Below are 17,346 nucleotides of genomic sequence, written 5' to 3'. Positions count from 1 at the left end.
ACGCAGGTCAAGATTTATGCCCTAAGGATCAACAGGCCCATCTGTCCTGCCGCGAGCGAGCGGTGGTTCGCTTCGGCAAATCCCGCCTGCCGTGCCAACCGCTCCTGTTCAGGCCCCGCAGGAAAGCGCTCCAGGCTTTTCTCCAGGTAGGCGTATTCCTCCCGTAAGCCCACAGAGGCGGCAGCGGGCACCACCAGGCGACGCAGATAGAAACGCTGAAAGGCAGCCGCCGCGCCGCTTTGGGGCAGACGGTTGAAGTCCAGCACCCCGGCACGCCCGCCGGGCTTCAACAGCCGGCACAGTTCCTTCAGCCCCTGCAGGGGGTCAGCCAGATTGCGCAATCCGTAGGCCATCACCGCACCATCCACGCAGGCACTGGGCAGTCCGGTGTCGAGGGCATCCCCTTGCTGGAAGGTCACCGGCAACCAGGGCTGCTGGCGCTGGCGCTGGCGGGCGCGCTCAAGCGGAGCAGCGGCGGCATCGAGACCAGTGACAGCACCAGCGGGGCGAACACGGCGCCCCAGCTCCAGGGCCAAGTCCCCTGTTCCGCAGCACAGATCCAGCCAATGCTCGCCTGCCACCGGCTTAAGGGCGCGCACCAACTGACGTTTCCACTGGCGATGCAACCCGAAACTGAGCACATCGTTGAGGCGGTCGTAGCGAGGAGCGACAGCGTCAAACAGCTGTTCCACCGCCGCGGGATCACCAGGCTTCATGGACGGATCGTCAGGCCACGGGAAAGCAGATCTTGCTTGATCTGTTCCACGGTGAGAACACCGTCGTGCAGCAACGAGGCCAGCAAGGCTGCGGAAGCATGGCCTCCCTCGGGGCCCACCTCCAACGCCTCAGCGATGTGATCCAGGCAACCCGCACCACCGGAGGCGATCACCGGGATAGGGACCGCATCGGCCACGGCCCTGGTCAGGGCGAGGTCATAACCAGCCTGGGTGCCATCACCATCCATGGAAGTGAGGAGGATCTCTCCAGCCCCGAGGCCTGCCACCCGCTGGGCCCACTCCACAACATCGAGGCCCGTGTTCTCGCGGCCTCCCTTCACGTACACATCCCAGCCGCCGGCATCGCGACGACGAGCATCAATGGCCACGACGATGCACTGGCAGCCGAACTGATCGGCCCCCTCTCGCACCAGCTCAGGCCGCCGCACCGCCGATGAGTTGAGACTCACCTTGTCGGCACCGGCCCGCAGCAACTCGGTGATTCCCTCAACGGTGCTGATGCCACCGCCAACCGTGAAAGGGATCGTGACCGATTCAGCTGTGCGACGCACCATGTCGATCAGGGTGCCGCGCCCCTCATGGCTGGCTGCGATGTCGAGGAAAACGAGTTCATCCGCCCCTGCCCGACTGTAACGGCAAGCCAGCTCCACTGGATCGCCGGCATCGCGCAGGCCAACGAAATTGACACCTTTCACCACCCGTCCCCGGGCGACATCCAGGCAAGGAATCAGACGCAGAGCAACCATCGATTCGGCGCAAAAGCGACTGTTAGGGTTGCGCCACTCTCCAAGCCTCGCAGGCCATGTCCCAGGCTGACGCCATTTCGATCGGCTCCAAGGTTCGCGTGACCCGCGTGCGTGATCGCATTCCCCAGGCCATGGTTGACCTTCTCAAGAAGGACGCCAACGGCACGGTGAAGGATTTCCGCACCGTCGACGGCAAAGGAATCGGTGTGGTTGTTGAGCTCAGCGATGGCTCCACCAGCTGGTTCTTCGAAGACGAAATCGCCGCCGCCTGAGGACTGACTCCGTGAGCGACGCGCGTCAGCTGCTTGGGATGAAAGGTGCCTCAGGCACCACCAACATCTGGAAGCTGCGGCTGCAGCTGATGAAACCGGTCACCTGGATCCCCTTGATCTGGGGGGTGGTCTGTGGTGCCGCAGCCAGCGGCAACTACGAGTGGCGTGTGGATCACGTGCTCGCCGCCTTCGCCTGCATGTTGATGAGCGGCCCCCTGCTGGCGGGCTTCACCCAAACCATCAACGACTACTACGACCGCGAGATCGACGCGATTAACGAGCCGTATCGGCCAATCCCGTCGGGAGCGATTCCACTGGGCCAGGTGAAGCTGCAGATCTGGGTGCTGCTGCTCGCCGGTTTGGGCGTGTCCTACGGACTCGACCGTTGGGCCGGCCACACCACCCCTGTGGTGTTTCTGCTGGCATTGGGTGGCTCGTTTGTGAGCTACATCTATTCAGCACCTCCGCTGAAGCTGAAGCAGAACGGTTGGCTGGGGAACTACGCCCTCGGCGCCAGCTACATCGCCCTGCCCTGGTGGGCCGGCCAGGCCCTGTTTGGGCAGCTGACCTGGGGCACTGCACTGCTCACCCTGGCCTACAGCCTTGCGGGCCTCGGCATCGCTGTCGTCAACGACTTCAAGAGCGTTGAGGGCGACCGTGAACTCGGACTTCAATCGCTGCCAGTGGTGTTCGGCATCAAACGCGCCAGTTGGATCAGCGCCGCGATGATCGATGTTTTTCAGCTGGCGATGGTTGCCGTCTTGATCGGGATCGGCCAGCATTTTGCAGCGGTTCTGCTGGTTCTCTTGATCGTTCCCCAGATCACCTTTCAGGACATCTGGCTGCTGAGAGATCCCGTGGCCTTTGACGTGAAATATCAGGCCAGTGCCCAGCCCTTCCTGGTGCTCGGCATGCTGGTGACCGCTCTGGCAGTGGGCCATAGCCCCTTGACCCAGGTGATGTGAACCGTTCCCGCCTGCACTGGGCACTGATCGCTGGCACAGCAGCTGCAGTGGGCGTGGGCGCTGCTCTAAGCATGCGCGCCCTGACGGAACTGGTGGATGCCACGCTGCCTGATGCCCGGGGGATAGCCAGCTTCAATCGGCCGGGAACGATCACCCTGCTCTCCACCAACGGCAAGGTGATCCAGAAGCTGGGGCCAGCCACGCGGGAGAAGGTGAAACCCGGTGCGATGCCGCCAACGGTGGCTGAGGCCTTTATCGCGGCCGAGGACCGTCGCTTTTATCAGCACGACGGTGTTGATGGCTGGGGCATCGCCAGGGCCATCGTCACCAATGTCCGCCAAGGGGCGGTTCGGGAAGGGGCAAGCACCATCACCCAGCAGCTGGCTCGAACCGTCTTTTTGAGCCAAGACCGCACCATCACCCGCAAACTCAAGGAAGCGGCTCTGGCCATGAAGCTGGAGCGCCAGCTAAGCAAGCAGCAGATCCTCGAGCAGTACCTCAATTACGTCTACCTGGGGTCCGGCGCTTATGGCGTTGCCGATGCGGCCTGGATCTACTACTCCAAAACCCCGGAGCAGCTCACGGTTCCTGAAGCAGCCATGATCGCTGGGCTGCCGCCAGCTCCATCGATTTATTCACCCCTGGTGAACCCAGATCTGGCCAAGGAACAGCGCTCGATCGTTCTGGATCGCATGGCCCAGGCCGGATTCATCTCCGCCAGCGAGGCAGAGCGCGGTCACAACAGCCCCCTCGGCCTGAAGCCAGCAACACCCAAGTACTTCAACAGTTCAGCGCCCTACTTCACCACCTGGATTGCCCAGGAGCTGCCCAAATTCTTGACGCCAGAGCAACTGGAGGTGGGCGGGATCAAGGTACGCACCAGCCTGAATCTCGACTGGCAGAAGAAGGCTCAGCAGGTGATTCGAGCCAATGCCCCCTTCGACACAGAAGGCGCGATGGTTTCGATCGATCCAGGCAACGGACTGGTGCGGGTAATGGTGGGCGGCAAGGATTTCTCCAAGAGCCAGTTCAACCGCACCATTCTGGCGCTGCGCTCTCCGGGCTCCACCTTCAAGCTGTTTCCCTACGCCGCGGCCATTGATCGGGGAATGAAGCCCGAAACCAAAGTGTTTGATGCCAAGCGGTGCTGGAACGGCTACTGCCCAAAAAACTTTGGCAACAAGTACTACGGCAACATCTCCCTGGCCGATGCCCTGAAGAACTCACTGAACACGGTGGCGGTTCAACTGCAGGAAATCGTTGGATTTGATGCCGTCATTGAGGTTGCCAACAACTTCAACATCGGCACCGATCGGCCTCTCGGCAAGTACTACCCCATGGCCATCGGGGCCTACGAGCAAACCATCCTCGACATGACCGCCGCCTATGCAGGCATGGCCAACCGCGGCGTGTTCTTCTCACCCAGCCCCTTTGAGGAAATCCGAGGACCGAAGAATGAGCTGCTTTGGAGCCGACGCCTGAGCGACAACCGAGGCAAGCGAGCGATTGATAGTGATGTGGCGGACACCATGAACTGGATGCTGCAGCGGGTGGTGACCGGCGGCACCGGCATCGCCGCAAAACTCGATGATCGCCAGGTGGCAGGCAAAACGGGAACGTCAGAGAACACCCGTGATCTTTGGTTCATCGGCTCGATTCCTCAGCTCACAACGGGCGTCTGGTTCGGATACGACGACGACCGCGCCACCAAGAGCACCAGCGGCGAGGCGGCATGGGCTTGGAAGCAGTTCATGCTCCAGATCAAGGACGAGATCCCCGTCCGCAACTTCCCCGACAAACCCAAGCTGAAACGCAAAGTGCGTTTGGCTGTTGACCCGAAAACGATCGCCAAGCCACCGAAGACCAAACCAGAGCAGGAGAAGGGGAATGGCAGCGGCGATCCTGATGGAGCTCAACCGACGGGGCAGACCGGCCTGCCCGATCTCACGCCCTTGGCGCCTCCGCCTCGCCAGACCCCCTATCTCTGGAGAGACAGCTCGCCAGGCAGGAGCGTTGATCGCCAGGGACGTCGCTGGAACCGGGATTGATCCAGGGCCTTAAGCCCGCTTCAGCACAGCCGAATAGAAGCCATCTCCTCCGCTGGCTTGATCCGGCCAGAGCTGGCTCTCCTGCTCCAGGCAGAGCGATTGATGTCGCTTCAACAACGCCTGGATCTGTTTCTGATTTTCATCGGAATGAATGGTACAGGTGGCGTACACCAACACGCCTTGGGGAGCCAATAACGGCACAAGCCCGTCCAGGAGAGCTTGTTGTTTGGGCAAAAGACCACGAATGGATTGGGGCGTCACCCGCCAACGGGCATCGGGGTGACGGGCCAGGGTTCCCAGCCCTGAGCAGGGGGCATCGATCAGGATCCGCTGAAAGGATTCACGCCATTGGGGGCGCTGCTCCAAAAGATTGGCAGCATCCGCAGCCAGGGCATTGATGGAGGCGAGGCCAAGCCGGGCGGCATTGGCTGCAACGCGCTTCAGCCGTCCGGCTGAACGGTCCACAGCCCAGATCTCCGCCTGATCTCCCACCAACTCCGCCACATGGGTGGCTTTGCCCCCCGGAGCCGCACAGGCATCCAAGATGCGATCTCCCGGCTGGGGATCGAGCAGAGGTGCAATCGATTGCGCCGAACAATCCTGCACACACCAATGGCCCTCGGCATAACCAGGCCAGTGGCGCAGATCGCCGCTGTGGCCTGAGATGCGCAGGCCGTCGGGACAACCAACGATGGGCTCGCTGTTGATGCCAGCGGCAGCCAGATCCTTCTGCACCTGCGAAGGGCTTGATCGCAACCGGTTCACCCGCAAATCCAGGTCCGGCACACGGTTGCAGGCGCTGGCCACCGCCGCGGCCCCCTCCGCCTCGCGCCATTCGATCAACAACTGGGTGAACCAATCCGGCAGGGAATGGGCCTGGGCGAGCTGAGCCGGCAAATCGTTGGGCAATGGGAGAGTTTCGCCGGCCTCACGCGTCCGCAGCGCCGCCCGAAGAACCCCGTTCACCACAGGGGCCAGCCGAGCCATTCCCTTGCTGGTTTTGGCCAATTCCACAGCGGTGTTCACCGCTGCTGAATCTGGAATCCGCTCCATCAGCAGCAGTTGATAGAGCCCCACATGCAACAGCCAGCGCAGCTTGGGCGGTTGCTTCTCGGCCGGCACCTTGCCCAACCGATCCAACCAGGCATCGAGGGTGCGCCGTTGGCGGATCGCGCCATAGGCCAGCTCGGTCACCAATCCCCGATCCGAAGGCTTGAGGTCCCGCTCCCGCAGCACCCGCTCCAGCGCCACATCGGCATAGGCCCCAGCCGCAACCGCCTGCAACACATCCCAGGCGAGACGGCGCGGCAGCAGTCCAATCGGAGCCGAATCAGACAAAAGCGACACGCATCAGTCCCCAGCATGGGCGTCCGGGTGCCAGAGGAACTGACGCAGCGGCAAGCGTCCTTCCTCATCCACCGGAATGCCCTCAGCCAGCAGAAGATCCCGCTGGATCCAATCACTGCCCTCACGGCTGAGGCTCATCGAAATCCGGCCCTGAGCGTTCACCACGCGGTGCCAGGGAACGCTGGACGGGAGCTTGAGCCGCCGCAAGGCCCAACCCACCTGACGCGCACAACCAAAGGCACCGATCAAATCAGCGATCTGGCCGTAGGTCGCCAACCGACCGTAGGGAATACGGGCCACCTGGCTCCAGACACGCTGATCAAACGTGCCGCCGGAGACGTACGGTTCAACGGAGGGATCCTTGGGCGGGATCTGGATGGCCACGGAAGCGCTGACTTCTTGATTGTCATTCCAGACCCCAAAGCATGGAAGGACCCCACCTGTTGCTCTCTCCCGACTGACCGCCCATGCCCCTGCTGCCGCGACGGTTTGAGCGGCTGAAATCCGTGCTCAACCACCGCATGGCGGATCTCACGGTGCTGCTCGAACACGTGGAGAAACCGCACAACCTCTCCGCCATCCTGCGCAGCTGTGATGCCGTTGGCGCGCTGGAGGCCCACGCGGTGAGTTTTGACGGGCGACCACGCACGTTCAACAGCACGGCCCAGGGCAGCCAGAAATGGGTGCCTCTGCACGACCATCCCGACACCGAAACAGCCATCCGCCATCTCAAAGCGAAAGGGTTCCGTCTCTACGGAACCCATCTCGGGGTGAATGCCAAGGACTACCGGGAGTGCGACTTCACCGGCCCCACCGCCTTCGTGCTCGGGGCCGAGAAATGGGGGCTGACCGATCAGGCCCGGGACCTTATGGATGAAGCGCTGTTCATCCCGATGCGCGGCATGGTTCAGTCCCTGAACGTTTCAGTCGCCACCGCAACCCTGCTGTTTGAGGCGCTGCGCCAACGCCAGGTGGCCGGACTCGCTCCAACCCAGGGGGAAGGTCTGAAGCCAGAGCAGTACCAGCAGTTGCTGTTTGAGTGGTCCTACCCCGAGGTAGCCCGCTGGTGCCGGGAGCAGGAACGGCCCTACCCCGCCTTGAGTGAGGAAGGAGAGCTGATGGAGGAGTTGCCGCGAACTGTGAAGCTGCGCTGCTGATCCAAGGGAAGACTTGTATCTCCGTGAACCCTGGGCCATAACCAAAGCAGCGGATTGTCAGCAATGGACGACAAACAGCTGCACCAGTACGCGGTCACCTACCACTGCGGCAACGAATGGGGCGAAGAAATGCTCCAGTCCGACAATCTCAGCCATGCCGTGGAAGCGGCCCACGCCATCTTCCCCAGCTCCTGCCGGATTTCGATCCGTGAGGTGAAGGCACCGAAACCAGCCTGAGATCAGCGCGGTCGCTGCGCCACTCCTGGCAACTGAACCGCGGCGATCAACACCGCCGTTTCGAGCAGCAGATTGCGGCTGACCAGCACCACCACCAACATCAAGGTGGTGGCCAGGATGCGCTCGAGCAAAGCGATCACGTCATCGGTGCTGTCGCAGCTCTTTTTCCAGAGCAACGCGGCCATGCTCAGCAACAGCAAGCTGATCCACCAGGCCATCACACCCGTGCCGATGGAGTCAGTCTGACGCGGGCCGGGCTTCCGCGCCGCTCACCCAGGCCTCAATGCCTTCTCCAAGGAAGGACAGTCCCAGCACCAACACAAACATCGCCAGGCCGGGGAACAGCGCGGTCCACCACACCCCGGTGGGCACTGCTGCAAGGGCCAGGTTGAGATCACCACCCCATTCAGGCACGGTCTCCGGCAGACCCAGGCCAAGAAATCCCAATCCGCCCAGCACCAACACCGCATCGGCGGCATTGAGGGTGAGCAGCACCGGCACGGAGGTGATCACGTTGCGGAACAGGTAGCGCCGCAGGATCCAGAGCGGCCCCGCCCCGAGGCTCTGGGCGGCCTCAACAAACAGCTCGCTCTTCACCTGGGCGGTTTGATTGCGCACCACGCGGAAATACTGCGGCACATACACCACACATAGGGCGGCGGCGGCATTGGGGATGCCCTTACCAAGCAAAAAAGCCAACACCACCGAAAGCAACAACACCGGCAGCGTGTAGAGCGTATCCATGAGCAGCACCATCAGGCGATCGACAGCACCGCCGAAATAACCGCTCACCATGCCCAGGGGAACACCCACCAGCAGGGCCACACCCACCGCCAGCAACACCACCTGAAGCGCCACTCCACTGCCGGCCATGGTGCGCACACACACATCCCGGCCGAGCCGGTCGGTGCCGCACCAATGGGTCCAGCTTGGAGCGGAATAGATCGGATTCTCCAGGCCGGCATTGGCGTCCGGAAGGACGCCAGCACTCACCAACAACGGTGTGATCAAGGCCACCAGCAGATAGATCCCCACAATCACAAGGCCCCAGCGGGCCATGCGGGTGGAGAGGCTGCGGGTCACAGGCAGGTTGGCCTCAGGCAGATGCATTGTCTCCCGAACTACGGAAGAGGGTTAATTCCCCCCACCATCATTGAGCTTCAGCACCGCCATGAAGGCCTCCTGAGGCACATCCACCTTGCCCATCGCCTTCATCCGCTTCTTGCCCTTGGCCTGCTTCTTCAGCAGTTTCTTCTTCCGTGAAATGTCGCCGCCATAGCACTTGGCGAGCACATCCTTACGGATGGCACTGATGCTGGTAGAGGCAATGATCCGGCTACCAATCGACGCCTGAATAGGGATCTTGAACTGCTGGCGAGGAATCAGTTCCTTCAGTTTCTCCACCAACGCCTTACCTACGTTGTAAGCCTTGTCTTGGTGGACGATCGTGGTGAGAGCATCGGCCCGCTCGCCGTTGATCAGCACATCCAGCCGCACCAACTGGTTCTTGCGATATCCAATCAGGCTGTATTCCATCGAGGCATAGCCCTGGGTACGCGTCTTCATCTGATCGAAGAAGTCGGTCACCACCTCCGCCAGCGGCAATTCATAGATCAACGTCACCCGATCAGTGGTGATGTATTTCATATCGATGTAATCCCCGCGCCGTTCCTGGCAGAGGCCCATCAAGGCGCCGTTGTAATCGTTCGGCGCGTAGATCTCCATGCGCACATAGGGCTCTTCGATCGACTCGCGCTTCTGTGGATCGGGAAGGGTGGCGGGGTTGTCCACCATCACTTCGGAGCCATCGATCATGTTCACCTTGTAAATCACCGATGGCGCGGTGACGATCAGATCGAGGTCGTACTCGCGCTCCAGCCGCTCCTGCACGATCTCCATGTGCAGCAGGCCAAGGAAGCCACAGCGGAAGCCAAAGCCCATGGCGCTGCTGGTTTCCGGCTCATACTTCAACGCGGCATCGGAAAGCTGCAGCTTGTCGAGGGCATCGCGCAGATCCGGATACTGGTCTGCCTCGGTGGGGAACAGGCCGCAGAACACCATCGGCTTGGCCTCGGTGTAACCGGGCAAAGGCTCATCCGCGGGTGCATTCACCAGGGTGATCGTGTCGCCCACACGGGCATCAGCCACGGCCTTGATCGATGCCGCTAGGTAGCCCACCTCGCCGGCGTGGAGCTCATCCACCTTCTTCTGATCAGGCGCCATGATCCCGATTTCATCGAGCTCATAGGTCTTCTTGCTGGCCATCAACAGCACCTTGTCTTTGCAGTTGATCCGGCCGCTCATCACCCGGAAGTAAACGATCACGCCCCGGTAAGGGTCGTAATAGGAGTCGAAAATCAAGGCCTTGGTGGGTTCCTCTACCGCATCCTTCGGCGGGGGCACGCGGTCCACCACGGCCTGCAGGATCTCGGGCACACCCATGCCGGTCTTGGCCGAACAGGGAATGGCATTGCTGCAATCAAGGCCGATGATCGCCTCCACTTCCTCTTTGATCCGATCCGGATCCGCACCGGGCAGGTCGATCTTGTTGAGCACCGGGATGATCTCGAGATCGTTGTCCAGCGCCAGATACACGTTGGCCAGGGTCTGGGCTTCCACGCCCTGGCTGGCATCCACCACCAGCAGCGCCCCCTCACAGGCCTGAAGGCTGCGGCTCACCTCATAGGAGAAATCGACGTGGCCAGGAGTATCGATCAGGTTGAGGACGTACTCCTCCCCATCGGCCGCCGTGTAGTTCATCCGGGCGGCCTGAAGCTTGATGGTGATCCCCCGCTCCCGCTCCAGGTCCATGTTGTCCAGGAACTGGTCCTGCATGTCCCGGTTGGCCACGGTGCCCGTGTCCTGCAGCAAACGGTCGGCCAGCGTCGACTTGCCGTGGTCGATGTGGGCAATGATGCAGAAGTTGCGGATCCGTGAGACGGGGGCGTCGGTCATGCAGCGGCGGAATCCCGTCTCGGGTCCAGAAAGCATCGTTGCCACAATCCTAAGGAGCGGCACCAGTGGTCATGAGCAATCCCTGGACCCTGCTGCTGCTGGCGATCAGCGCTGAGGTGATCGGCACCTCCTGCCTGCGCTTGTCGGAGGGCATGACCCGACCGCTGCCCACACTGCTGGTGTTCAGCGCCTACGCCCTTGCGATGGCTCTGCTCTCCAAGGTGGTGCTGAGCATCCCCCTGGGGATTACGTATGCCCTCTGGAGCGGCATCGGCACTGTTGTAATCGCGCTGGTGGGCCGGTTTGCCTACAGCCAGATGCTGCAGCCCACCCAGTTGATCGGCATCGCTCTGATCACCGCCGGAGTGGTGTTGGTGAACCTGGGGGAATGACGCTCAGGCGGCGAGCCCCAGCAGGGCATCGCTGCGTTCCCGCATCCGGTTCAGCACCTGCGGATCCTGCTGCGGGTCTTCATGGATGCTCGGCAACAGCGCCTGCAACCGCTGCTGCCAGGCGTCGCTGTCGAGCCGTTGCTTGAAGCAGCGCTGCAACACCTCCAACATGATCGTCACCGCTGTGCTCGCTCCCGGGGAGGCCCCCAGCAGCGCCGCCAGGGAGCCATCTCCGGAAGCCACCACCTCGGTTCCCAGCTGCAGCCGTCCGCCCTGCTTGCTGCGTTTGATGATCTGCACCCGCTGGCCCGCCACCGAGAGGGTCCAGTCGTCGGCGCGGGCGGTAGGCATGAACTGCTGCAGCGCTTCATGCCGCTCGGCTGGGCTCTGGCGCAGCTGATTGATCAGGTACTGCACCAATTCGAAATTGGTGGCCCCCACCTGCAGCATCGGCAGCAAATTGGTGGCCCTCACAGAAGCAGGGAGGTCCAACAGGGAACCCTGCTTGAGGAACTTGCTGCTGAAACCGGCAAAGGGGCCGAACAGCAGCGAGCGTTTGCCATCGATCCAGCGGGTGTCGAGGTGTGGCACCGACATTGGAGGGGCTCCCACAGCCGCCTTGCCATACACCTTGGCCCGCTGACGATCCGCCAGTTGGGCATCACCACAGACCAACCAGAGGCCGCTCACCGGGAAGCCCGCGAAATCAGCGGCCTCCGGAATCCCGGAGCGTTGCAGCAGCGGCAGGGCCCCACCCCCGGCACCAAGGAAGACAAAGGGTGCACGCACTTCTTTTTTGCCGGAGGGCCCTTTAAGCACCACGCGCCAGTCGGCCTCAGTCATGTCGCTGTGGCGCAGGCGTTTGAGGTCTTGAACTTGGGTGCCGTACTCCACGCAGAGCGCTCCGCTCTGCTGCAACGGCATCAGATAAGCCCGGGTGAGGGTGCCGAAATCCACATCCGTGCCCCGATCAATCCGGGTGGCCGCCACCGGCTGCTTGAGATCGCGGCCCGCCATCACCAAAGGCATCCATTCGGTGAGCTCGGCCTGGTCTTCGCTCCAGCGCATCCGCGCAAAGGCCGGTAGGTCTTTCAGTTGGCTAAAGCGCTGACGCAAAAAGGCGATGTTCTCCAGCGTCCACACGGCGCTGATGTGTGCCGCCTGGTGGAGGAAGCTGCTGGTGTCCAGATCGCCCCGCTCCTGCAGCGAGCTCCAGAACTCCAGGCTGCGTTCAAACGAGGCATTGATGGCCACCGCTTTGGCCGTCGCGACGGTGCCATCCGCCTGGATCGGGGTGTAGTTCAGCTCACAGTTGGCGGCATGGCCGGTGCCGGCATTGTTCACCGCTGCACTGCTCTCCAGGGCAGGCGCTTCCAGGCGCTCCACCAGAAGAATCCGCAGCTGCGGGTCGAGTTCGTGCAGAAGCGCCGCCAGAGTGGCGCTCATGATTCCGGCGCCCACCAGCACGGCGTCGTAACGGGCCTCTGGATTGAACGAACCGTCGTGCTGCACCGGAGCTGGAGGGTTAACCGCTCTCGTCACCCTATGGGGCCACTCCGTAACCTTGAGGACTTGATGTCTGGTTCATCCCGATGAGCACTGAAACCATGGCCCTCACGCTTGAGAACGTGGAGAAGGTGCTGGATGAGCTGCGCCCCTTCCTGATGGCCGACGGCGGCAACGTTGAAGTGGTGGAACTGGACGGCCCGATCGTGAAAGTGAGACTGCAGGGAGCCTGCGGCAGCTGCCCCAGCAGCACGATGACCTTGAAGATGGGCATCGAACGCAAGATGCGCGAGTCGATCCCAGAAGTGAGTGAAGTGGTGCAGGTGCTCTGAAGCGCCTCTTCGTCTACGGATCACTCAAAAGCAACGGCAGCGCCCATCACTTGCTGAAGGGCGCCAAACGAGACAGCGACGGCATCGTTGACGGCTTCATCGAGATCCAGCACCGGGGCTACCCGATGCTGCAGCGAGGCAATGGGGCCATTTCAGGAGAGGTGTATTGGGTGCCCGAGCCTTGTTGGCCCGCCTTGGATGATTGGGAGGAGGTGCCTGAGGTGTATCAACGCAGCAGCGTGACCCTCAGGGATGGCCGCAGCGCGTGGCTCTATGAAGCAGCCCCAAGAATTAATTAATCGAAGAAAGCAAAATCCACAAAGCTAAATTTTTCGCACTGCACATTTACAGAAAATAAAAAAATGATGCCTTAGACCATTGACATACCAAGTGAGGTGGGCCGATGCAGGCAGCACCCAAACCGATCAACGAAGCAGCCAGGCTGAGGTCCCTCAGTGAATATCGGATTCTGGGAACAAAGCCCGAACAGGCCTTTGACAACATCACTCGGATGGCATCAGAGATCTGCCAGTCACCGATTGCCCTGATCTCTCTGGTGGATGAAAAGCGTCAATGGTTCAAATCAAAGGTGGGCCTTGAAGCCAGCGAAACCGACAGGGATATTTCCTTTTGCGCCCACACGATTCTCGATTCCAAGCCTCTGGTGGTGGAGGACGCGCTGTTTCACGAGAAATTCCGCGACAACCCCCTCGTTCAGGAAGAACCCCACATTCGGCTCTACGCAGGCTTCCCCTTGAAAACCGACATCAACCACCGCATTGGAACGCTTTGCGTGATTGATCGCATTCCCAAATCGCTCACGAATTCGCAGTACAAGGTGATGGAAGGCCTGGCGGAACAGGCCACCACTCTGCTGGAACTCAGACGCCGATCCCTGGCTCTGATGGATGAGTTCTGTCAGATGCATCACGCTCAAGGCTTAATCAGCACATGCAGCTACTGCAAATCGATCCGCGACAGCGAAGGGTTCTGGCAACCGATCGAACGATTCCTGATGCAGCACAGCACGCTGAATTTCAGCCATGGCATCTGCCCGGACTGCATGAACGAGCACTTCCCCGACGTGCAAAGCAATCGAGAAGAGTCGTCGAACAATCAGCGGTAAGGCAATTGGAACCGGGCGCTTGGATCAGCGCCATCACAGACTTGACATCGCCGGAAAATAAAAAGTAGTTCCAGTAATGCGTCATGCGAATTGCAGATTTTCTGTATCGCAAGCTCGGGCTGAATATCTTCAAGGCAGCACCACACCTGAGGACACAAACACCTGAGATTCCAGCCCCCATAGAGGTTGAGCCGGAATCTCTGGAGCCACCAACCCCGATCAACACATCAAGCACCGATGTAATTCACATCGGTCCACGGGGTGGTCGCTACAAGGTGGATGCCAATGGCCGCAAGGTCTACCTCAAAGCCAGCTGATGTCGTCCAAAGCGACAGATTGGACGACAAACTGAGTTGAAATACTGATCAATTTGGTTCGGTAGCAATCACAACCACCATCGGTTGAACCTGTACGACAAGGTTGAATCAAATGGGGAGCTCGAGATGAACGCTTGTCCTGCTTGCCCCATCCGCTTTGGCACAGCGAACAATCAAAAAGAATCGCTTGCAGATCAATGTCTGACGGCCGCAGAAATCGAATGGCGACGTTGGTCGGGCTGGCAGATGGAACGAACCGCTGAAAAACAGTTCAGAAAAAGGTGGGTCTGAGTCGTTGAGCAAGAAGCAAAGACTCTGAAGAGCGACGACGCCACTGCCAACGTGGTGACACCGATCCTTTGGCTCACGCCATAGGCGTGACCATGCGCGACCTCTGCCCTGCCCTGCAGAACAAGACCTACTTCAACTAGGACGCACTACTCCTTGCACAAGCTCAGATCGCATGCAGCACAATGGTTCTCAAAGAGGAGACAAGAAAGCTTTAGTCACACCTTTAGTCACGGAATTTGGTCGACACAGTCAGCCGACAACACCCTGAGCCATGACACACGAAAGTAACAAGCAATACATAATTCGAGAGGGAACGTAACCGCACGAACACGTACACTAGGTTACAAAGGGGCCGCCATTGGCTCTTCTTTCATGTTCGAAAAGCTTGTTGTTCTTCAGCTTGGCGCTCTTCTTTTCGCCAACACTCATGATCACGGCACGGAATGGGTGAAGTGGGGAGGCATCGTGGTTTCTATTGCGACTGTTGTTGTGGGAGTAGCCACTGGAGGCTGATCAACAATTGATCGACCAATCCTGAACAAGCGAGCTAGGCCGTCTCTTCCACCTGGGAGGGGCGGCCCTCCTCAATGGCCCTTGTGCAGCAGGCAGCTGGCACTGCAATCGAAGCTGGGTTGGCTTGGAGGAATGCTGGTAAAGCGACTGAGCCACTACCCAGTCCTGCGAAATTTCAAAAATAGGAGGGGCATGGGGGGCTTCCAGGTCCATGCCAGTACGTAGACGGGCCTCAGAAATTTCTGCTGGAGTTTGGACGGGGTGGCGAGACGATTGAAGCGTCTTCAACTTGGTAAACGCTGATCTCGTGACTCACATCTGCACGAGGATCTGAACCGCTGGCATCATTGCCACAACGGTTTGGACAAATGTCACTCCGGAAGAGCTTTGACTCGTTCGCACCGCAGCACAAGCTGCGGAATGCAGAAGAGGCGTACGTGCAGGCCGTCTACAGGCTCAGGTCAGCAGAAGAGGCATATGAGCAGAACGTGAGTGACCTGAAGAGGGAGATGGATTTCCTATTCCGGAAGGTTGAGCATTACCGGCACTGCCTCTATGCAGGTAAGCCATTGGAGGAGTATCTGGAATATTCCGCAGCTTCTGCTGATAGGCGTTGCCCAAAGCCTGCTTGGGTCTGATTTGAACGCTGGCGCAGTATCAAATGACGTCACCCGGGCCAGATAACGCCGTTAGTTCGGCATGAAATCTCCTATCTCCTACATCTTTGGCAGCGTGATCGTCGCGATCATGTTCTTGGCTGTTTTCGTTGGAGGCGCCAACGCTGTTGACTGCACTCGCAGCCAGTCAGCTGAAGCATTCGCTGCAAAGGGCCACCACTGAGCCTGATCCTGCCGAGGGTCTGAATTGCTACCTCTGACATCCTTGACTCCGGCCTTAATAGACCAATGAGAGTGCGACGCTGGATTCCCTCGGCTGTGCTTGTTGTCGCAGTTGGCCTAGGAGCTCGGGCTTACTACAGCCATGCAGACGCGTTCCTCTCAACAAAGTCGGCTAGAGGTGATGCTGCTTCTTCTGCGTTAACCGACAAGCAGGGCAAATCCCACTTTGATTTCAAGAGTGCCGGGATCATCTCTGACTTCAAGAGGTGCGACTGGACTCGTGCCCAACTCAACAAGGCTGAACCGGGGAAAGGAGACAAACATTTCAAATGTGAAGAGCTCAAGGCTTATGTGGAGCCTGCTGAAAGGCTGAAGGCCGCTTCACGTCAGGGCTTGGTTCAAAACTGTGAGCAGGCAATCAAAGCTGCTCTGTGGGATCCAGGGAGCTATGTCTTCGTAGATCACCTGTACGTCGCCAACGAAAGCAACGGTGTCGATGTTCGTGTGACCTACTTGGAAAACGACGGTTATGGCGGTCTTGATCAGTGGCAAACAACCTGCAGCTACCAACTGTGATCCAACGTCGATCAAGTTGGGCATTACGCACTCCAACTGATCTGGCGACCCACTTCCTTGCCCGCTGCGTAGTACAGAAGCACATGGGCTGGGCGCCAGAAGCGAGATCAAGGCACAATCAGAGGTATGAAAAGACTTCTGCTGCTTCTGCCCCTGCTGTTGCTGGCTGCTTGTAAACCTGCGGAACCGACAGCCGCTCAGGTAGCAGAGAAACTTCAAGCGCAGATCAACGAACTTCTCGAAGAGGTGGACGAGAGGCTTGAAGAGGTCGCAGACCTTGACCTCGATGGGCGGTGCGCCAACAGCGGAAGGATCACTGCAGGGATGGACTTGCTTGTTCCTCGATACCGAGCGTTTGCAGTCCTGATGGATGAACTAGGAGATATGGAGCAAGCCTTACTGGCAGGGGGAGCAGCCAATCAATTCGCCTTGGATGTCCAAAAAATCAGACGCGACTGCGCCACTCGGGTCACAACCCCTTCAACTCAACCTGAGTCTTCAGTAAGTCAAGCGACGGATCAACCGGTTTCAGAGGTTGAGGATATGGCCTCTGAGACAAGTACTGAGGAGAACCCTCCAGGACAGTCTTCAGCTTCTGACCCAACCTCGCGACGTACATCAGGTCAATCTCAATTTTGACGTCAACCCGCCTCAGGAACGCAGAATTCAAGCTCTCGGAACAATGTGGGTAACGAGGTCAGCGTTAACCCAGTTAATGAAGCCTATTTAGCTGGTTTCCCAAGTCACGATGACCGCCATGGCGGCGAAGAAAAGGAACGTCAACCAGTTACCGCCAGCAGCGGTTACAAACATTGCCGCAATGAGCACCGCGCTCATTGCGACCTTCAAGCGGACGTCCATACAAAGCTGATTCCTTATCTCAGTTTCGCGTGTGGCGTTAGGCCAGTAGGCGTTAGGCGCACTAACGACAACTTTCTGTAGCCATCGCGACTTGATTATCGGACTGTCACGGAAGAAATCCTTGATCCC

At 59.7% G+C, this 17,346-nt stretch carries 23 protein-coding genes; 14 read left to right on the top strand and 9 right to left on the bottom strand.

Annotation, left to right across the window (positions count from 1 at the left end):
* Positions 1-14 precede the first annotated feature (14 nt).
* On the bottom strand, positions 15-716 hold the full coding sequence (gene ubiE, locus DXY33_RS11280) for a bifunctional demethylmenaquinone methyltransferase/2-methoxy-6-polyprenyl-1,4-benzoquinol methylase UbiE (RefSeq protein WP_115132966.1): 702 nt from the start codon (positions 714-716) through the stop codon (positions 15-17).
* Complete coding sequence (gene hisF, locus DXY33_RS11275; protein WP_115132965.1) at positions 713-1,483, bottom strand: imidazole glycerol phosphate synthase subunit HisF; 771 nt, start codon at positions 1,481-1,483, stop codon at positions 713-715. Before hisF ends, ubiE begins: the two co-directional genes overlap by 4 nt.
* A 56-nt stretch (positions 1,484-1,539) precedes the next feature.
* Between hisF and DXY33_RS11270 the strand changes: the two genes are divergently transcribed.
* The 3 genes from DXY33_RS11270 to DXY33_RS11260 are packed head-to-tail and all read left to right on the top strand — an operon-like array spanning position 1,540 to position 4,768.
* The gene (locus DXY33_RS11270; RefSeq protein ID WP_114988478.1) at positions 1,540-1,755 is read left to right on the top strand and encodes a DUF2862 domain-containing protein; all 216 of its coding nucleotides are present in this window, start codon (positions 1,540-1,542) and stop codon (positions 1,753-1,755) included.
* Between the two features lie 11 nt (positions 1,756-1,766).
* Entirely contained in the window at positions 1,767-2,720 is a 954-nt protein-coding gene (chlG, locus tag DXY33_RS11265) for a chlorophyll synthase ChlG (protein ID WP_115081950.1), read from the top strand.
* Complete coding sequence (locus tag DXY33_RS11260) at positions 2,717-4,768, top strand: transglycosylase domain-containing protein (RefSeq protein WP_115132964.1); 2,052 nt, start codon at positions 2,717-2,719, stop codon at positions 4,766-4,768. The genes chlG and DXY33_RS11260 overlap by 4 nt, the downstream gene beginning before the upstream one ends.
* A 9-nt stretch (positions 4,769-4,777) precedes the next feature.
* Here the strand turns inward: DXY33_RS11260 and DXY33_RS11255 are convergent, their stop codons facing one another.
* Positions 4,778-6,115 (bottom strand): 16S rRNA (cytosine(967)-C(5))-methyltransferase, encoded by a 1,338-nt coding sequence (locus tag DXY33_RS11255; protein WP_170951047.1) that lies wholly within the window; start codon positions 6,113-6,115, stop codon positions 4,778-4,780.
* 3 nt (positions 6,116-6,118) lie between these two features.
* Positions 6,119-6,499 (bottom strand): MGMT family protein, encoded by a 381-nt coding sequence (locus DXY33_RS11250; RefSeq protein ID WP_244276054.1) that lies wholly within the window; start codon positions 6,497-6,499, stop codon positions 6,119-6,121.
* A gap of 83 nt (positions 6,500-6,582) precedes the next feature.
* On the opposite strand from DXY33_RS11250, the gene trmH reads away from it, so the two are divergent.
* Together trmH and DXY33_RS12550 are read left to right on the top strand one after the other, a co-directional pair.
* Entirely contained in the window at positions 6,583-7,272 is a 690-nt protein-coding gene (trmH, locus tag DXY33_RS11245; protein WP_115132962.1) for a tRNA (guanosine(18)-2'-O)-methyltransferase TrmH, read from the top strand.
* Between the two features lie 63 nt (positions 7,273-7,335).
* The gene (locus tag DXY33_RS12550) at positions 7,336-7,509 is read left to right on the top strand and encodes a hypothetical protein (RefSeq protein ID WP_170951046.1); all 174 of its coding nucleotides are present in this window, start codon (positions 7,336-7,338) and stop codon (positions 7,507-7,509) included.
* 2 nt (positions 7,510-7,511) lie between these two features.
* Here DXY33_RS12550 and DXY33_RS11240 read toward each other — a convergent pair whose 3' ends face one another.
* Genes DXY33_RS11240 through lepA form a run of 3 tightly spaced genes read right to left on the bottom strand, consistent with a single transcriptional unit; the run spans position 7,512 to position 10,464 of the window.
* Positions 7,512-7,727 (bottom strand): hypothetical protein, encoded by a 216-nt coding sequence (locus DXY33_RS11240; protein WP_115132961.1) that lies wholly within the window; start codon positions 7,725-7,727, stop codon positions 7,512-7,514.
* 19 nt (positions 7,728-7,746) lie between these two features.
* The gene (locus tag DXY33_RS11235) at positions 7,747-8,619 is read right to left on the bottom strand and encodes an ABC transporter permease (protein WP_170950569.1); all 873 of its coding nucleotides are present in this window, start codon (positions 8,617-8,619) and stop codon (positions 7,747-7,749) included.
* Between the two features lie 24 nt (positions 8,620-8,643).
* Entirely contained in the window at positions 8,644-10,464 is a 1,821-nt protein-coding gene (gene lepA / locus DXY33_RS11230) for a translation elongation factor 4 (RefSeq protein WP_115133046.1), read from the bottom strand.
* Between the two features lie 71 nt (positions 10,465-10,535).
* Between lepA and DXY33_RS11225 the strand changes: the two genes are divergently transcribed.
* Complete coding sequence (locus DXY33_RS11225; RefSeq protein ID WP_170951045.1) at positions 10,536-10,856, top strand: multidrug efflux SMR transporter; 321 nt, start codon at positions 10,536-10,538, stop codon at positions 10,854-10,856.
* A 3-nt stretch (positions 10,857-10,859) separates the two neighbouring features.
* On the opposite strand, the gene DXY33_RS11220 is transcribed toward DXY33_RS11225, so the two are convergent.
* Positions 10,860-12,368, bottom strand: coding sequence for a malate:quinone oxidoreductase (locus tag DXY33_RS11220; protein WP_115132959.1), 1,509 nt, complete (start codon positions 12,366-12,368; stop codon positions 10,860-10,862).
* An 80-nt stretch (positions 12,369-12,448) separates the two neighbouring features.
* On the opposite strand from DXY33_RS11220, the gene DXY33_RS11215 reads away from it, so the two are divergent.
* From DXY33_RS11215 to DXY33_RS12065, 8 genes are all read left to right on the top strand, one after another.
* Positions 12,449-12,694: a NifU family protein gene (locus DXY33_RS11215; RefSeq protein WP_011128549.1), complete on the top strand. Its 246-nt coding sequence runs from the start codon at positions 12,449-12,451 to the stop codon at positions 12,692-12,694.
* Entirely contained in the window at positions 12,691-12,993 is a 303-nt protein-coding gene (locus tag DXY33_RS11210; protein ID WP_115132958.1) for a gamma-glutamylcyclotransferase, read from the top strand. Before DXY33_RS11215 ends, DXY33_RS11210 begins: the two co-directional genes overlap by 4 nt.
* 104 nt (positions 12,994-13,097) lie before the next feature.
* Positions 13,098-13,820, top strand: a complete 723-nt coding sequence (locus DXY33_RS11205; protein WP_115132957.1) for a GAF domain-containing protein — start codon at positions 13,098-13,100, stop codon at positions 13,818-13,820.
* A gap of 83 nt (positions 13,821-13,903) precedes the next feature.
* Positions 13,904-14,137, top strand: a complete 234-nt coding sequence (locus DXY33_RS11200; RefSeq protein WP_115132956.1) for a hypothetical protein — start codon at positions 13,904-13,906, stop codon at positions 14,135-14,137.
* A gap of 84 nt (positions 14,138-14,221) precedes the next feature.
* Positions 14,222-14,428 carry a hypothetical protein gene (locus DXY33_RS12070; protein WP_136975464.1) on the top strand — a complete coding sequence of 69 codons (207 nt, stop codon included), beginning with the start codon at positions 14,222-14,224 and terminating at the stop codon, positions 14,426-14,428.
* Positions 14,429-15,309: 881 nt separating this feature from the next.
* Positions 15,310-15,579 carry a hypothetical protein gene (locus DXY33_RS12545; protein WP_115132955.1) on the top strand — a complete coding sequence of 90 codons (270 nt, stop codon included), beginning with the start codon at positions 15,310-15,312 and terminating at the stop codon, positions 15,577-15,579.
* A 273-nt stretch (positions 15,580-15,852) separates the two neighbouring features.
* Positions 15,853-16,356, top strand: a complete 504-nt coding sequence (locus DXY33_RS11190; RefSeq protein WP_244276050.1) for a hypothetical protein — start codon at positions 15,853-15,855, stop codon at positions 16,354-16,356.
* A 126-nt stretch (positions 16,357-16,482) separates the two neighbouring features.
* Positions 16,483-16,995, top strand: a complete 513-nt coding sequence (locus DXY33_RS12065; protein ID WP_136975463.1) for a hypothetical protein — start codon at positions 16,483-16,485, stop codon at positions 16,993-16,995.
* A gap of 87 nt (positions 16,996-17,082) precedes the next feature.
* Here DXY33_RS12065 and DXY33_RS12610 read toward each other — a convergent pair.
* On the bottom strand, positions 17,083-17,346 hold a 264-nt coding region (locus tag DXY33_RS12610; protein WP_115132952.1), incomplete at its 5' end, for a hypothetical protein.

Origin of the sequence: Synechococcus sp. N26, assembly GCF_900473975.1 — a bacterium.
Taxonomy (GTDB): domain Bacteria; phylum Cyanobacteriota; class Cyanobacteriia; order PCC-6307; family Cyanobiaceae; genus Parasynechococcus.
The sequence above is the reverse complement of the archived record's forward strand: the minus strand, read 5'-3'. Positions and strand labels throughout refer to the sequence as shown.

What these genes read in the sequence shown, in the direction of transcription:
- DXY33_RS11205 (WP_115132957.1), top strand. Translation starts at nt 13,098, where the DNA reads ATGCAGGCAGCACCCAAACCGATCAACGAAGCAGCCAGGCTGAGGTCC.
- DXY33_RS11215 (WP_011128549.1), top strand. Translation starts at nt 12,449, where the DNA reads ATGAGCACTGAAACCATGGCCCTCACGCTTGAGAACGTGGAGAAGGTG.
- ubiE (WP_115132966.1), bottom strand. Translation starts at nt 716, where the DNA reads ATGAAGCCTGGTGATCCCGCGGCGGTGGAACAGCTGTTTGACGCTGTC.
- DXY33_RS12550 (WP_170951046.1), top strand. Translation starts at nt 7,336, where the DNA reads ATGGACGACAAACAGCTGCACCAGTACGCGGTCACCTACCACTGCGGC.
- DXY33_RS12545 (WP_115132955.1), top strand. Translation starts at nt 15,310, where the DNA reads ATGTCACTCCGGAAGAGCTTTGACTCGTTCGCACCGCAGCACAAGCTG.
- hisF (WP_115132965.1), bottom strand. Translation starts at nt 1,483, where the DNA reads ATGGTTGCTCTGCGTCTGATTCCTTGCCTGGATGTCGCCCGGGGACGG.
- DXY33_RS11225 (WP_170951045.1), top strand. Translation starts at nt 10,536, where the DNA reads ATGAGCAATCCCTGGACCCTGCTGCTGCTGGCGATCAGCGCTGAGGTG.
- DXY33_RS11240 (WP_115132961.1), bottom strand. Translation starts at nt 7,727, where the DNA reads ATGGCCTGGTGGATCAGCTTGCTGTTGCTGAGCATGGCCGCGTTGCTC.
- DXY33_RS11270 (WP_114988478.1), top strand. Translation starts at nt 1,540, where the DNA reads ATGTCCCAGGCTGACGCCATTTCGATCGGCTCCAAGGTTCGCGTGACC.
- DXY33_RS12065 (WP_136975463.1), top strand. Translation starts at nt 16,483, where the DNA reads ATGAAAAGACTTCTGCTGCTTCTGCCCCTGCTGTTGCTGGCTGCTTGT.
- DXY33_RS11235 (WP_170950569.1), bottom strand. Translation starts at nt 8,619, where the DNA reads ATGCATCTGCCTGAGGCCAACCTGCCTGTGACCCGCAGCCTCTCCACC.
- trmH (WP_115132962.1), top strand. Translation starts at nt 6,583, where the DNA reads ATGCCCCTGCTGCCGCGACGGTTTGAGCGGCTGAAATCCGTGCTCAAC.
- DXY33_RS11200 (WP_115132956.1), top strand. Translation starts at nt 13,904, where the DNA reads ATGCGAATTGCAGATTTTCTGTATCGCAAGCTCGGGCTGAATATCTTC.
- lepA (WP_115133046.1), bottom strand. Translation starts at nt 10,464, where the DNA reads ATGACCGACGCCCCCGTCTCACGGATCCGCAACTTCTGCATCATTGCC.